At 56.3% G+C, this 14,512-nt stretch carries 11 protein-coding genes; 9 read left to right on the top strand and 2 right to left on the bottom strand.

Annotated features, from left to right (window positions below; genetic code table 11):
* Positions 1-82 precede the first annotated feature (82 nt).
* Together ACQKLP_RS20035 and ACQKLP_RS20030 are read right to left on the bottom strand one after the other, a co-directional pair.
* Positions 83-472, bottom strand: coding sequence for a DUF5071 domain-containing protein (locus ACQKLP_RS20035; RefSeq protein WP_427324688.1), 390 nt, complete (start codon positions 470-472; stop codon positions 83-85).
* Between the two features lie 22 nt (positions 473-494).
* Complete coding sequence (locus ACQKLP_RS20030) at positions 495-1,286, bottom strand: O-methyltransferase (RefSeq protein ID WP_427324686.1); 792 nt, start codon at positions 1,284-1,286, stop codon at positions 495-497.
* A 191-nt stretch (positions 1,287-1,477) separates the two neighbouring features.
* Between ACQKLP_RS20030 and ACQKLP_RS20025 the strand changes: the two genes are divergently transcribed.
* The 9 genes from ACQKLP_RS20025 to ACQKLP_RS19985 all read left to right on the top strand — a co-directional run bounded on the left by ACQKLP_RS20025 (position 1,478) and on the right by ACQKLP_RS19985 (position 14,470).
* Positions 1,478-2,716: a hypothetical protein gene (locus ACQKLP_RS20025; RefSeq protein WP_427324685.1), complete on the top strand. Its 1,239-nt coding sequence runs from the start codon at positions 1,478-1,480 to the stop codon at positions 2,714-2,716.
* A 113-nt stretch (positions 2,717-2,829) separates the two neighbouring features.
* Complete coding sequence (locus ACQKLP_RS20020) at positions 2,830-3,780, top strand: LysR substrate-binding domain-containing protein (RefSeq protein WP_427324683.1); 951 nt, start codon at positions 2,830-2,832, stop codon at positions 3,778-3,780.
* A 52-nt stretch (positions 3,781-3,832) separates the two neighbouring features.
* Positions 3,833-4,393 carry an RNA polymerase sigma-70 factor gene (locus tag ACQKLP_RS20015; protein WP_427324682.1) on the top strand — a complete coding sequence of 187 codons (561 nt, stop codon included), beginning with the start codon at positions 3,833-3,835 and terminating at the stop codon, positions 4,391-4,393.
* Between the two features lie 100 nt (positions 4,394-4,493).
* Complete coding sequence (locus tag ACQKLP_RS20010) at positions 4,494-5,570, top strand: FecR family protein (protein WP_427324680.1); 1,077 nt, start codon at positions 4,494-4,496, stop codon at positions 5,568-5,570.
* A 238-nt stretch (positions 5,571-5,808) separates the two neighbouring features.
* Positions 5,809-9,063: a SusC/RagA family TonB-linked outer membrane protein gene (locus tag ACQKLP_RS20005; protein ID WP_427324679.1), complete on the top strand. Its 3,255-nt coding sequence runs from the start codon at positions 5,809-5,811 to the stop codon at positions 9,061-9,063.
* 11 nt (positions 9,064-9,074) lie between these two features.
* Positions 9,075-10,568 (top strand): RagB/SusD family nutrient uptake outer membrane protein, encoded by a 1,494-nt coding sequence (locus ACQKLP_RS20000; RefSeq protein WP_427324678.1) that lies wholly within the window; start codon positions 9,075-9,077, stop codon positions 10,566-10,568.
* 21 nt (positions 10,569-10,589) lie between these two features.
* On the top strand, positions 10,590-11,408 hold the full coding sequence (locus tag ACQKLP_RS19995) for a LamG-like jellyroll fold domain-containing protein (RefSeq protein ID WP_427324677.1): 819 nt from the start codon (positions 10,590-10,592) through the stop codon (positions 11,406-11,408).
* A 9-nt stretch (positions 11,409-11,417) separates the two neighbouring features.
* A complete protein-coding gene (locus tag ACQKLP_RS19990; RefSeq protein ID WP_427324676.1) occupies positions 11,418-12,761 on the top strand; it encodes a glucoamylase family protein in 1,344 nt (447 codons plus the stop codon).
* Positions 12,758-14,470 carry a family 43 glycosylhydrolase gene (locus ACQKLP_RS19985; RefSeq protein ID WP_427324674.1) on the top strand — a complete coding sequence of 571 codons (1,713 nt, stop codon included), beginning with the start codon at positions 12,758-12,760 and terminating at the stop codon, positions 14,468-14,470. The genes ACQKLP_RS19990 and ACQKLP_RS19985 overlap by 4 nt, the downstream gene beginning before the upstream one ends.
* The last annotated feature ends 42 nt before the right edge of the window (positions 14,471-14,512 follow it).

Genomic DNA, 14,512 nt, shown 5'->3' with positions numbered 1-14,512 from the left:
TACGACGGCCTATTCCGTTCCCGGTGGCAAAAATGGGGAATGCGGCTGTGTTTCGGATGAATAGGGTTTGCCCTTTTACTAGTCAGAGAAGTTTCCATTCCTGCGCCAGCTCCCGCGCCGCCTGAGACGTATCGTGATAGATTTCGCCGGAAGTTGGATTTTCCGCCATTCGCAGCAGCATCGCCAGCAGTGGCGGGTCTGTCACGGGAACGCGCGATTTTTCGAGGAGATAAATACAGTTGGTTTTCCAGATATCATCGTCCGTAGCGAACACCTCACGGAATTCCGCGGTCAGCTCGTGAATATGCGGCATGAGGTAATTGTAGATCGGGTTGAAATGCGGGCAATTGATATCTGCCAGCCACTCCATCAAGGCCATGGCATACGGCCGTGCCTCCGCCCATTCGGTTTTGCGCAGCAATTCGATCGCCTTGTCGTCGCTTTTATGGGCGGGCACGTAAGATGGAAGCATACCGGAATTTACGCCGGTTTTCTCAGAATTTGATGGTAAAATGCTGTTTCGCCTTGAAATCGGGGCTTACGAACGCAATCCCGATAAAGAAAAGATCGATGGTAGTAGTAACGGAAGGATGGGATTTCACCGTTTCCCAGGCGCGCTCCATCCCCTCCGTCCAATGCACGTCATCGAAAATAACGATACTGTTGGGCCGGAGGAACGCCAGGCTTTCCTCGAAATACCGGACCGTCGGCTCCTCCCGGTGGTTGCCGTCTATATACACGATATCGGGGTTCGGCATATTTTGAAGCACGCCAAGCAGCTCATTGTCGAAATTGCCGGTATGCTGGCGGACATTTTCCAGGCCCAGCGCCGAAAAATTCGACTTGGCGAGCGCCGCGATGTTGGGACAGCCTTCGATGGTATGCACCGTGGCCCCGGCCGAAGCCATGTAAGCCGTGGAAAGGCCCAGGGAAGTCCCCAGTTCCAGGACGTTCTTTGCATCCAGGTATTGCACGAGGCGGTAGAACAGCTGTCCGAATTTAGCCGGTTTGGCCGCGTGCCGCGCAATATCGCGGACACGCCGGGTATTGGAAGCGCCCGTCAGCGACCCGGCACCAAGGTCTGTCACCTCCACCACATCGCTGCTCTGCAACAGCCGTGCGCGCAACTGCTCCACCGGCCCGTATTCCGGGCGGAAGGCCTTTTTGTTGAGCACTTCTTCTACAAGACCGTACACGAAGGGCGAATGCACATCGTGCCGGTTGCCCGCCGTCATATAATAACGGATATATTTCTTAGCCAGTGCCGCCTGGTGCCGTATGCTCAATGTCAATCAGTTTTAATCAAAAAACAGGGGTAATTCAGCCGCCAAAGGTATAAAAAAGGCCTAATACGACGATCGGGATTTATTGACTAGGGGTTATGCAGTAAAATTTATCACTATCTTTACATGTTGGAACTATTTTTGGCATTATATTTTCTTTAAGGTTTTCTTAACATAAAAAGGACATTTCAAGCATGCTCAAGCTAATCAGATGGATGATGCCATTTGCGATGACGGGATTTGTGACATTGACCGCACTGGCGCAGGACCCTACGCCCACGCCGCCGACGGATATCAAGCCGCCGCAGGTAAGGACCGCCGATACGACCATCAAGAAAATCATGGAGGATCTGCAAAAAGTGTCCGACAGCGATAAACAGAACGCCAAAGCCATCGAACAGCTGTCGCTCGGCCGGGAACTGGACAATATCACCAAATACGACCTGATCAAGAACAACCTGATCCAGGCCTCCGAAACCTACTATCTGCTCAACAAAAAGATCATCGACCTCAAATCCAGGACCACCACCTCCAACCTGGACGTGTTCATCACCTCGCTCAACAACCCGGAAAGCAAGGAGCTCGGCTTTTCGCTGAGCGACCGCGTCGTGGAACTGGTCGAAAAGATCATCCTCAAAGGAAAATCCGACAAGAACGAGCGCAATACCAAGCTGGTGGAATCCACCAAATCCATCATCAACAGCCCGATCTTCAAATCGTTCACCTCCCTCACCCCGCCCCTGGCCATCGCCAGCTCGGTGATGAACTTCCTCCACAGCGTGAGCCAATCCAACAAGGCCATTAACCACAAACTGCTGCAGGATTTCGAGAAGGAGCTGAATAAATACGTGATCTATTACACGGCCCTCAACGATGCGAACCAGAAGTTCGAATTCGGCCTCAACTTCAATAAAGACCAGCTTTCCCTGCTGCAAGACAATATGTACGACCACCTCGCCTTCACCGCGCAGGTGCTCAAAACGCCCCTTCCCGCCCGTGGCAACAAAACCATCGCCGAATCGCTGAACGAATATTTCATCGATTTCCGGAAAGATAAAGTGGTGGATTTCTTCGCAAAACTGGAAGCCCAGTATTCCAAAGGCGGAAAAATCAACTACGAGGGCCTCCTGCGCGACAATCCCAACCTGAAGGAAGCGAACAACCAGCTCGAAGACCTCGTACTCATGACCAAACGCTTCGAAAACCTCTATAACGAGTACTTCAGCCTCCTGGATTCCTATTATACCAAGGTGAACCACTCGCTCCGCCTCGCGCAAGACAATGCCCTGGCAGAACGCGCCATCGTGGAAGCCAAACAGAACGAGTTCCGCGGCCTCAAAAACGAAGCCGTACAGGAAATCCAGGCGTCCATCAACATGCGCGAGCTCTCCCTCAACGTCGACAAGATCAAATACCGTTACCGGATCTTCTAAAACCCGGCAACGATCACACCTTATTCATTACGAACGGCATCAACGCCGTTCGTAATTTTTTTTATAGATATCGCCTATTGTTCCCGTACCTTGCAATTGATTTTACCAATATCATGACTACGGTACAACTGGAATATGTAGTAGCGGTAGACACGCACCGAAGCTTCGTTACCGCTGCGGAAAAATGCTTTGTGACCCAGCCCACGCTGAGCATGCAGATCCAAAAACTGGAAGACGAGCTGGGCGTGAAGATCTTCGACCGGAGCAAACTGCCGGTAGTGCCCACCGAGATCGGTTCGGCCGTCATCGCCCAGGCACGCATCATCATCAAGGAAAATGCCCGCATCCGCGAAATCATCGCAGACCGCAAGAAGGAAGTACAGGGCACCCTCAAAGTCGGGATCATCCCCACCCTCGCCCCTTACCTCCTCCCCCGCGTATTGACGGCCTTCCTGAAAAAATACCCGAAAGTGAAACTGGAAGTCTGGGAATATTCCACCGAACAGATCATCCAGCTACTGCGGCAGGAACAGCTCGATTGCGGCCTCCTGGCCACGCCCCTCCACAACCAGCACCTCGAAGAACACCCGCTGTTTTACGAAAACTTCGTCATCTACGCCGCCAAAAGCAACAAACTGTCGGAAAAGAAACTCGTGGACGCGGCAGACCTCGATGCGAAAGACATCTGGGTCCTCAACGAAGGCCATTGCATGCGCAACCAGGTGCTGAACATTTGCCAGGACAAGTTCGGCATGGGCGAATTCAAAAACCTCGAATACAACACCGGCAGCGTGGAAACCCTCAAACGCATGGTGGAGCTTAACGAAGGATATACCATCCTGCCCGAGCTCAGCCTGCAGGACCTTACCGCCAAACAACTCAACATGGTCCGCTTCTTCCGCTCGCCCGAGCCCGTGCGCGAGATCAGCCTCGTCACCCACCGGTATTTCATCAAACAGGCGCTCATCGAAGCTTTCCGGAAAGAAATACTGGCCAGCGTCCCCGAAAAGATGCGCACCCGCAAAACGCGCAAGGTGATCGACATCCTGCTGGAAAAACCGTAACTTGGTCTTACCGGCTGCCCGGCCTCGCAGCCACGATACCGATGCCACGTTTATGAACACACAGGAATTGCAGCGCCGCATCGCGTTGTACGACGACGAAGCCGCTTACAGGGAATTGTTCGACAGGTTTTACAAGCCCTTGCTCCAGTTTGCCACTGCTTTCACCCGGTCGCGGGAAGCGGCCGAAGAAGCCGTGTCTGACGTGTTCATCAACATCTGGGAACGCCGCCGCCAGCTCGAAACGATCGACAATCTCCCCGTTTACCTCTACGTTTCCACCCGCAACGCTTCCCTGAAATATCTCCTCAAACAACAGAAACGATCGTCGGTTCCGCTGGACGATCTGGTGATGGAACCTGAAAGTCCCGCCCCGGACCCGGAGCAGACGCTGCTGACCGCCGAAATGGCCTTACAGTTGCAGCAGGCCATCCAGCAATTGCCGCCGCGCTGCAAGATCGTCTTCAAACTGATCCGCGAAGACGGGCTGCGGTACAAGGAAGTGGCGCAAATCCTCAACATTTCCGTCAAAACGATCGACAATCAGCTCGCCATTGCCCTGCAAAAGATCGGGACGGCGTTGAAAATGAAATTAAAAAAGTCGGCAAAAGACTGATTATCAAACTTTCACGATTTAGCGAAAAATATTTTTGACTTCCCTTTGGTAGATTTCGGGGGATAACGGCTCCTTATTGCGTAACACCGACGTTATGCAAATGGAAGACCGTATTTGGGAACTGATTGCCCGGAAGCTGGCGGGAGAAGCTTCGCAGGAAGAGTTGCGGGAGCTGGAAGGGCTCCTGCGCGACCATCCGGAGCTGCATATCCCCGTGCAGGCCCTGGCCGATATGTGGCCGCGGAAGGCCGGCCGGCCCGATGCGGAAACGGCGGCAGCCTGGGACCGGCACCAGGAGCGGATGCGGCAGGCAGGCATCCGGAGTATGGAGCCCGCTTCCCACGAGCCCTTCCAGCTGGAAGCGGTGCGTGCCCGGCCATGGAAGCGGTATGCGGGATGGGCGGCCGCGGCGGCGGTACTGGTATTGGCTGCCACGTGGTTTTTCCGTTCGCAGACTTTCCATCCTGAGCAGGTGGCCCCCAGTGAAGTACTCGTCAAATACGGCAGCAAAACCCGGGTGCAATTGCCCGACGGCACCACCGTCTGGCTCAATGCCGGCAGTAAACTCACCTACGGGCGCGATTTCGGCAGCGGCAGCCGGGAAGTGGACCTTTCGGGCGAAGGGTTCTTCGATGTCGCCAAAGACCCCGAGCGGCCTTTCATCATCCGCACCAGCAGGATGAACGTCCGCGTGCTCGGCACGCGGTTCAACCTGCGGGCATACCCCAACGAGAAATCCTCCGAAGCAGCGCTCCTCCAGGGCAGCATCGAAGTATCCCTCAGCAGCCGGCCGGCGGAACGATTCCTCCTCAAACCCAATGAAAAAATCGTAGTGAGGGACGATTCGGCGGCGGCGCACAACGCGCCCGTCAAATCGCCGGAACCCATCATGGCCATCCGCAACCTGCGGTACGAACCGGCAGACAGCAGCCTGGCCGAAACTTCCTGGATGAACAATAAACTGGTGTTTACCGACGAATCCTTTGCCGAGCTGGCCCTCAAAATGGAACGCTGGTACAACATCCCCATCCGCTTCAGCGACGTGGAAACGGCGCAGCTGCGGTTTACAGGCTCGTTCGAAAAAGAAAGCGTGGAGCAGGCACTCCGCGCACTGGCGATCACGGCGCCATTCCGTTACCAGGTCAAAGACAGCGAAATAATCATTTCACGTAACTGAACAAACCAAAACTAAATCCACGCGTATGCCGACTTTCAACTCTACTTAGCCAAAAGCAGAAGGGCGAGGCGCCGTTGGTCCGGCACCCCGCCCTGGATCAGACATGTCAATGGCAGCTACCGGCCTGGTAAGCTGAAGGCTGCCCATTATCCAACCCGTTTCAATGTAAAAATATATGAAAAAGAGCAGGATTTTTCCCGGGCTCCCGGGAAAACATTTCCTAATAAAGCTTGCTGTTATGATGAAACTGACGGCTGCCATCCTGTTGACCGGTTTTCTCCACGTTTCCGCCGGTGTGTATTCGCAGGACAGGATCACGCTTCACATGAAGTCTGCCGATCTTAGAAAAGTGCTGAACGCCATAGAACAGAAATCCGGTTACCGGTTCCTGTACCATGAAAATCTGTTGAGCGATATGAGACGGGTGGATGTTTCGGTGGAAAACGCCGAAGTGCTTTCCGTGATGGAGCGCATGTTGCAATATTCCCCCCTCGCTTTCGAACTGGTCAACGACCGGCTGATCGTGCTGAAAAAGAAGCCTACGGCGGAAGCGGCGGCCCCGGTCACGGGGCGCGTTACGGGTACCGACGGCCTTCCCATCCCCGGCGTGGCCATCCGCGTGAAAGGCAGCACCACCGGCGCGATCTCCGATGCACAGGGCATGTACGCCATCAATGCCCCCGAGGGCTCGGTGCTCATTTTTTCGTTCATCGGGTATAACACCAAAGAAGTGACCGTGGGCGGGCAAAGCGTCATCAACGTCAGCCTCGACGTGGCGCAGGCCCAGCTGGAACAGGTGGTCGTAATCGGCTATGGCACCGCGCAAAAGCGCGACCTTACCGGGTCTATCGTCTCCATCAAGGGCAGCGAAGTGGCCGACAAGCCCAGTGCCAACCCCATCACGTCTCTCCAGGGCCGCGTGGCGGGCCTCACCATCGTGAACAACGGCCGCATGAACACCGACCCCGATATCCGCATCCGCGGCACCAACACGATCAACGGCGTGAAACCGATCTTTGTGGTAGACGGGATCATCAACGACAATATCAACTTCATCAACCCGGCAGACATCGCCTCCATGGAGATCCTGAAAGACCCCTCGTCGCTCGCTATCTTCGGCGTCCGCGGCGCCAACGGTGTCATCATCATCTCCACCAAAAAGGCCGCAGCCGGTCAAACCGCCATCAATTTCAACTCCACCGTCGGCATCAAAAAAGTGACGGACCGCATCAAACTGACCGACGCCGCGCAGTTCAAAATGCTGTTCGACGAGCAGCTGACCAACCAGGGCAACCCCGCCTACGACTATACGAACTGGCAGGCCAATACCAACTGGCAGGACCAGATCTTCCAGGACGGCGTCCTCAACTATAACAATCTGAGCATCAGCAACGCTACCGACAAGAATAAATTCTATGCCGGGATGGGGTACACCACCGAACAGGGCCTCATCAAGCACGAAAAGCTGCAAAAGATCACGATCAACCTGAACAACGAGCTCCAGGTCAGCAAAGCCCTGAAATTCGGCGTCAATTTCTCCGGCTACCGTGCGCTGCTGCCCGTCACCAAAGACGTGGGCGGCGCCATCAATGCCGCGCCCATCGCGCCGGTATACAACGAAGAATACGGCCTATACCATACCCTTCCCAGCTTCCAGCGCGCGCAGGTGTTCAACCCGATGTACGACGTGGAATTGCGCAAAGGCATCGCACGCAACCTCGAATACCGCGCGGTAGGCAGCGTGTTCGGAGAGCTGAAACTCATGAGGGACCTCACTTTCCGGGCGTCTTTCTTCGTAGATTACGGTTTCAACGTCAACCGCTCCTATACACCGCTCATTACGTTCTACAACCCGGAAATCAATCCCCCGCGCGATTCCGTGACCAAGCTCACTTCCGTTAGCCAGGAACAGAACATTTATACGAAAGTGCAGAGCGACTACCTGCTGACCTACAAGCGCAGCTTCGGCCACCACAACATTACGGCCCTGGGCGGGTTCACCACCTATTACAATTCTTACGAAAAAACCTCCTCCACCGTACAGCAACAGAAAGGCCGGCCGATCCCCAACGATCACCGCTTCTGGTACGCCAACGGCAATATCGGGGACGCCACCACGCTCCGCGGCGACGGCCGCGCCTGGGACATGGCCACCCTGTCGTACCTCGTGCGCGGGCTCTACGGCTATAAAAACAAATACCTGCTCAATGCTTCCTACCGCCTCGACGGGTCTAACGCCTTCCAGGCCATCGGGAACCAGTGGCAGCGCTTTGCCGCCGCCGGCGTGGCATGGGTGGCCAGCGAGGAAGATTATCTCAAAGACGTTTCCTGGCTGCAATACCTGAAATTCAAAGGCAGCTACGGCGTATTGGGCAACCAGAACGTAGGCGACCGCCGCTATCCGGCCTATCCCAGTCTTACCGGCGCCAACTCTGGCATCTTCGGCAACAACATCGTGGTGGCCCTGCAACCCGAATATTTCGTGGACCCCGATCTCCATTGGGAAACCGCCCGCAGCTGGGAAGCCGGCTTCGAACTGACCACCCTCGGCAACCGGCTCCGCGCGGAAGTCAACTATTACAACAAGCTCACCAAAGACATCCTCGTGATCATCCCCGCCACCGGCCTTTCGGGCGGCGTGGGCGAAATGAAGAACGCCGGGACCGTTTCCAACAAAGGCTTTGAACTGATGCTCAACTGGGCAGACAAGGTCGGCGAGCATTGGAGCTACAACATCAGCGGCAACCTCACCACCATCAAAAACAAGGTGGAAGCCCTCAACCGCAAAGGGTTCAACATCATCGACGGCCCCTCGTGGACACAGGAAGGCTACCCCATCGGGTATTTCCACGGATATATCCACGACGGCATTTACCAAACGCAAGAAGAGATCATGAAATCGCCGGTGAACGAGCTGGGCGAAGTGAAGCCCGGAGACATCAAGTACCGCGACGTGAACGGCGACGGAAAGATCAACGCAGATGACCGTACCATCATCGGCAACCCCACACCCGACTTCACTTACGGCATTACCGCAACGGTCAGCTACAAACAACTGGATTTCGGTATCGAAGGACAGGGCGTTTACGGCAACGAGATCTTCCGGAGCTGGGGCAACATCAGCACGTTCGCGCAGATGAATTACCCGCTGTACCGGATGGACCGCTGGCATGGCGTGGGCACCTCCAACTGGGAGCCCATCCTCCACACCGGCCGCGGCAACAACACCCACAACTCTACCTACAACATCGAAGACGGCAGCTATTTCCGGATACGGAACGTGCAGCTGGGGTACACTTTCTCCCGCAAACAGCTGGACAGGATCGGGCTGCAGTCGCTCCGCCTGTTCGCCAACGCGCAGAACGTAAAGACCTTCAAGCGCAATTCCGGGTACACGCCTGAATTTGCCGGAGGTTCCACCTCCTTTGGGGTCGACAACGGATCGTACCCCCTGCCGGCGATTTATTCTTTCGGCGTAAACGTAAACTTCTAAACTGCCGCATCATGAAAAAATTCATTCTTCCCATATTGCTGCTCGGTACCGGCGTTGCCGGCTGCAGCAAGTTCCTCGACCGCAAACCGTTAGGCCAATATACCCAGGACGATCTCGGCCTCAGCGCGCTGGAAAGCCAGGTGATGGCCGCTTACGCGGGGCTACGCACGGAAGGCTGCGCGGGCGTCAAGTTCGGCGCGGTGCACAGTATCCGCTCAGACGACGCCATGAAAGGCAGCATCGCCAGCGACGGCGTGCCGGCCGAACAGATGTTCGACGATTTCATTTACCTGAAAGATTTCTGGCTGCTCAACGACTATTGGGGCGATCATTACCGGCTCGTGAAATTATGTAACGACGTGATCGGCGCGGTAGACAAAACCGCCAGCCCGAACCCCGCCGAACTGGTGAACCGCGGCGAAGCCAAATTTCTCCGCGCCTATGCCTACTTCAACCTCGTACGTGCTTTCGGCGAAGTGCCGAAGATCGATTTCGTGGTAACGAACACCACCGAAGGCAACGTGCCAAAGAAGTCCATCGCGGAAATCTACGCGCTCATAGATGCCGACCTGCAGGAAGCCGCCAGCGTGCTTCCTCCCACCTGGGGCCCCGAGTACACCGGCCGCACCACCAAATGGGCCGCCAAAGCCTTGCAGGCAAAAACCTGGATCACCCGTTCCAACTGGGGCTCCGCACTGGGCGCCTGCCGCGAGATCATCAATTCCAACCAGTACCGTCTTTTCGAACCGTACTGGAAAGTGTTTTCCGAAGAAGGGGAAAACTGCCCCGAATCCATCTTCGAGATACAGGCGCTGTACAATTCCACACAGGATTACGGCATCCAGTACGCCAACTACCAGGGCGTGCGCGGCTCCGGCAACTGGGACCTTGGCTGGGGCTGGAACGTGCCCACGCAAGACCTTTACGATGCTTTCGAGACCGGCGATCCCCGCCGCGAATATACCTGCATGGCCAACAACGCGCCCGAGCCGTATGGCATTGCCGGCAACATTACTTCGCAGGCAGGTTTCGTCGGCAAATGGTACAACAGGAAGGCATACACGCATCCGAACGTCCGTAACTCCGCCGGCGGCAACGTTCCCCGTGCAGGGCGCTGGCTCAACATGCGCATCGTCAGGTATGCCGATGTGCTGCTCTGGGCCGCCGAAGCCGCTAACGAGCTGGGCGGCGCACAGAACACCACCGACGCGCTGCAGTGGCTGGAACTGGTCCGGGCGCGCGCCCGCCAGGGTGCGCCCGCAGGCACTTTGCCGAAAGTGGTCACCACCGTGCAGGCAGAACTCCGCGACGCCATCCGGCACGAAAGAAGGGTCGAATTCGGCATGGAGCACGAGCGCTTCTACGACCTCGTTCGCTGGGGCATCGCAGAACAAACATTCGGACAGCTGGGCAAAAACTATCAACCCCGCAACCGCTACCTCCCCATCCCCCAGCCCGAAATCGACAAATCCGGCGGCGTGCTGAAACAGAATCCTGATTATTGATCCTATTAAACGATTACAATCATGTCTATCCATACATCAATTTTCCTCCTCCTCATAGCCGCAGGATTCGCTTCCTGCCAGAAAATGGAAAGGCCCCCGCTCGTCATCATCCCCGACGATGTGGCCAAGCTCAACGGCCCCCTGCAACGCAACCTCTGGTTCGAAGGCAGCGGGATCGACAGCATCTATTACGAAAAAGGCGTTGCCACGAACGTAGCATATGACAATGGCGTGCAGGGCAAAGCCTACAAAGGCGCCACCAATTCCATGATGGTATTTACCGCCGGCTCAAAAATCGGGTCCATGACCAGCTTCACCGTCGCATTCTGGATGAACACCCAGAAGCACACCGGCGGCGCCCAAAGTATCTTCATGCTGGGCCGTTCCAGCGATTTTTGGGGGAATATGTTCGCGCTGGTGGAAGGGAACGACAACGCTGCCGACAATTCCATGCTGCTCAAATTCAACTTCGCCGGGAACTGGGTGGAGTTCAACAATAACAACGGCCTCAACCGCCTGCCCGACATGTACGGCAAATGGAAGCACATCGCATTCCGGTATGACGAAAAAACATCGGTATTCAGCTTATTCGTGGATGGCGAAAAGTACCCCATTCCCGATGCGGTGGCCAACCGGATGAAAGACAACAAACCGCTTGGCGCCCTGGCGTTCAAAGACCCGTCGAAGTTCATCATCGGCGCCTTTCAGCAACACGCAGGCGTGAGCGGCAACCCCGACGGCTGGATGCTGCGGTACACCGGGCTGCTCGACCAGTTCAAGGTATATACCGTGGCCGTTACGGACGCAGACATCAAAACACTATTTACCACGAAACGTTAGACCGCAACCATGCTTAAACCCATCCTCTGGGTGTTCCTGTTACTGGGTAGCCTGTCGTCCTGCTCCGGCAAGGGCGACGGGGCTCCCGTTCCGGGGCCCGGGCCGTCGAAAGACACGGCCGACAAATTCGAGCGCATCTCGCGGGATGCGCTGCTCACCAAAGTGCAGCAGCAGACCTTCAAATACTTCTGGGACTTCGGGCACCCCGTCAGCGGCCTCTCCCGCGAACGCAATACTTCCGGCGACATTGTGACTTCCGGCGGTACAGGCTTCGGCGTCATGGCCATCATCGTGGCGGTCCACCGCCAGTTCATCACCCGTGCGGAAGGATTGGCCCGGCTGAAGAAGATGACAACATTTCTAAAAACCAAAGCCGTGGCCTATCACGGCGCTTATCCGCACTGGCTTAACGGTGCCAGCGGCGCCACCGTCCCGTTCAGCGCCAACGACAACGGTGCCGATCTCGTGGAAACCTCCTATCTCATCCAGGGATTGCTGTGCGCGCGGCAGTTTTTTAACGGCGCGGGGGAAGATGAAACTTCGCTCCGCAAAGACATCAACGACATCTGGCACGCCGTAGACTGGGCTTTCTTCCGGAAAAACGGCGAACAAAAGCTTTACTGGCACTGGAGCCCGGACAAGGGTTGGGCCATGAACATGGCTATTTCCGGCTGGAACGAGTGCCTCATCACTTACGTGCTGGCCGCTTCCTCCCCCACCCGCGCCATCCCGAAATCCGTGTACGACGAAGGCTGGGCCCGCAACGGCGCCATGCGCACCAACCGCACGTATTACGGCCTCCAGCTGCCGCTGGGCCCCGAATACGGCGGACCGCTCTTCTTCGCCCACTATTCCTTCCTCGGCCTCGACCCCACCGGCCTCCGCGACCCGCATGCCGACTATTGGGAACAGAATCAACGCCACGCCCTCATCAACTGGAACTACTGTAAAACCGACCCGCAAAACCGCGGATACTCCGAAAAATTGTGGGGCCTCACCGCCAGCGACATCAAAGACGGATACACCGCCAGCTCCCCCACCAACGACGTGGGCGTCATCGCTCCTACCGCGGCCTTGGCATCTTTTCCGTACATGCCCGAACAATCAGGCATGGCTTTGGATTACTTTTATTACAAGCTCGGCGACAAGCTCTGGAAGGAATACGGTTTCATCGACGCATTTTCGCCCAAAACCAACTGGTTCGCCAGTTCCTTCCTCGCCATCGACCAGGGCCCGATCATCGTGATGATCGAAAATTACCGCAGCAAACTCCTCTGGCAGCTGTTTATGGGTTGCCCGGAAGTGAAGGCGGGATTGAAGAACCTGGGGTTTGAAAGTCCGTACATCCCATGATATTACGCAAAACGCTCACCGCACTGTTGTTGCTCGCCGGCGTGGGAACGCAGGCCCAGCAAACGTATTGCAACCCGATGAACCTCGACTACGGGTACACGCCCATCCCCAACTTCTCGGAATGGGGGCGGCACAGGGCTACGGCCGACCCGGTGATCGTTCCGTTCAAGGGCGATTTCTACCTCTTCAGCACCAACCAGTGGGGATACTGGCATAGCCCCGACCTGCTGAAATGGACCTTCGTGCCGCGGAAGTTCCTCAAGCCCTGGCACAAAGTGTACGACGAACTATGCGCCGCCGCCGCCTGGGCCATGGGCGACACCCTGTTCGTTTTCGGCTCCACCTACACCGGCGATTTCCCCATCTGGATGAGCACAGACCCCAAGGCCAACGTTTGGACGGAAGCACTGGACTCGCTCGCCATCGGCGGCTGGGACCCCGCGTTTTTCCCCGACGACGATGGGCGCCTCTACATGTACAACGGCAGCAGCAACCGCTACCCGCTGTATGGCGTCGAAATGGACAGAAAAACATTTGCGCCGAAAGGCACGCGGAAGGAAATGTACCTGCTGGAAGACTGGCGCTACGGATGGCAGCGCTTCGGCGAATATAACGACAACACCTTCCTCGACCCGTTCATCGAAGGGGCCTGGATGACGAAGCACAACAACAAGTATTACCTGCAATACGGTGCCCCCGGCACCGAGTTCTCCGGGTATGCAGACGGCGTTGTAGTTGGCGAATCCCCGCTCGGCCCCTTCACCCCGCAGCCCGACCCCGTCAGCTACAAGCCCGGCGGATTTGCGCGGGGCGCCGGGCATGGCGCCACGTTCCAGGACAACACGGGGAAATGGTGGCACATCAGCACCATCGCCATATCGGTGAAGAACAACTTCGAACGGCGGTTGGGACTTTGGCCCGCGGGGTTCGATAAGGAAGGCGTCATGTTCTGCAACACCGCCTTCGGCGATTACCCGCATTACACCGACCAGCGTTTCACCGGCTGGATGTTGCTGAACTACCAGCGCCCCGTCACCGTTTCCTCCACCTTAGGCGCCTATCTGCCCAATTACGCGGTGGACGAAGACATCAAAACCTACTGGAGCGCGGCTACCGGCAACGCCGGAGAATGGATACAGACAGACCTGGGCGCCGTTTCCACCCTACATGCCGTCCAGATCAACTACGCCGACCAGGACGCGGAATTCCTCGGCAAGCAAACCCATATCTTCCATCAATATAAACTCTACCACTCCGCCGACGGCAAAAAATGGCACCTGCTGGCCGACAAAAGCCGCAACCGCACCGATGTTCCGCACGACTACATCCAGCTGGAAAAACCCCTGGAAACCCGTTTCCTCAGACTGGAAAACGTGCACATGCCCACCGGGAAGTTCGCCATCAGCGGCCTGCGCGCCTTCGGCAAAGGCCACGGCGCCGTCCCCGACACAGTCAAAACCTTCATGGTGCTGCGGACCGAAAAAGACAAACGGAGCGCCTGGCTGAAGTGGTCGCCTTCCAGCGATGCCTACGCGTACAACATCTATTTCGGCACGCATCCGGAGAAGCTGTACAACTGCATCATGGTGCACGGTAAAAACGAATATTACTTCAAGGGAATGGACCGCACGCTGCCTTATTACTTCCGCATCGAAGCGGTGAACGAAAACGGCGTATCGCCGCGCAGCCGGGTATTAAAATCAGAATGATCGGGAATCGTCATCAGCCAAAAACTAAAAAAGGGTAAAGCG

Source organism: Chitinophaga sp. NPDC101104 (assembly GCF_050277495.1).
GTDB lineage: Bacteria > Bacteroidota > Bacteroidia > Chitinophagales > Chitinophagaceae > Chitinophaga.
The sequence above is the reverse complement of the archived record's forward strand: the minus strand, read 5'-3'. Positions and strand labels throughout refer to the sequence as shown.

Excerpts from the sequence above, each read along its gene's own strand:
- ACQKLP_RS20035 (WP_427324688.1), bottom strand. The coding sequence starts at position 472 with ATGCTTCCATCTTACGTGCCCGCCCATAAAAGCGACGACAAGGCGATC.
- ACQKLP_RS20010 (WP_427324680.1), top strand. The coding sequence starts at position 4,494 with ATGGAAGACCGTATTTGGGAACTGATTGCCCGGAAGCTGGCGGGAGAA.
- ACQKLP_RS20025 (WP_427324685.1), top strand. The coding sequence starts at position 1,478 with ATGCTCAAGCTAATCAGATGGATGATGCCATTTGCGATGACGGGATTT.
- ACQKLP_RS19990 (WP_427324676.1), top strand. The coding sequence starts at position 11,418 with ATGCTTAAACCCATCCTCTGGGTGTTCCTGTTACTGGGTAGCCTGTCG.
- ACQKLP_RS20005 (WP_427324679.1), top strand. The coding sequence starts at position 5,809 with ATGATGAAACTGACGGCTGCCATCCTGTTGACCGGTTTTCTCCACGTT.
- ACQKLP_RS19995 (WP_427324677.1), top strand. The coding sequence starts at position 10,590 with ATGTCTATCCATACATCAATTTTCCTCCTCCTCATAGCCGCAGGATTC.
- ACQKLP_RS20020 (WP_427324683.1), top strand. The coding sequence starts at position 2,830 with ATGACTACGGTACAACTGGAATATGTAGTAGCGGTAGACACGCACCGA.
- ACQKLP_RS20000 (WP_427324678.1), top strand. The coding sequence starts at position 9,075 with ATGAAAAAATTCATTCTTCCCATATTGCTGCTCGGTACCGGCGTTGCC.
- ACQKLP_RS19985 (WP_427324674.1), top strand. The coding sequence starts at position 12,758 with ATGATATTACGCAAAACGCTCACCGCACTGTTGTTGCTCGCCGGCGTG.
- ACQKLP_RS20015 (WP_427324682.1), top strand. The coding sequence starts at position 3,833 with ATGAACACACAGGAATTGCAGCGCCGCATCGCGTTGTACGACGACGAA.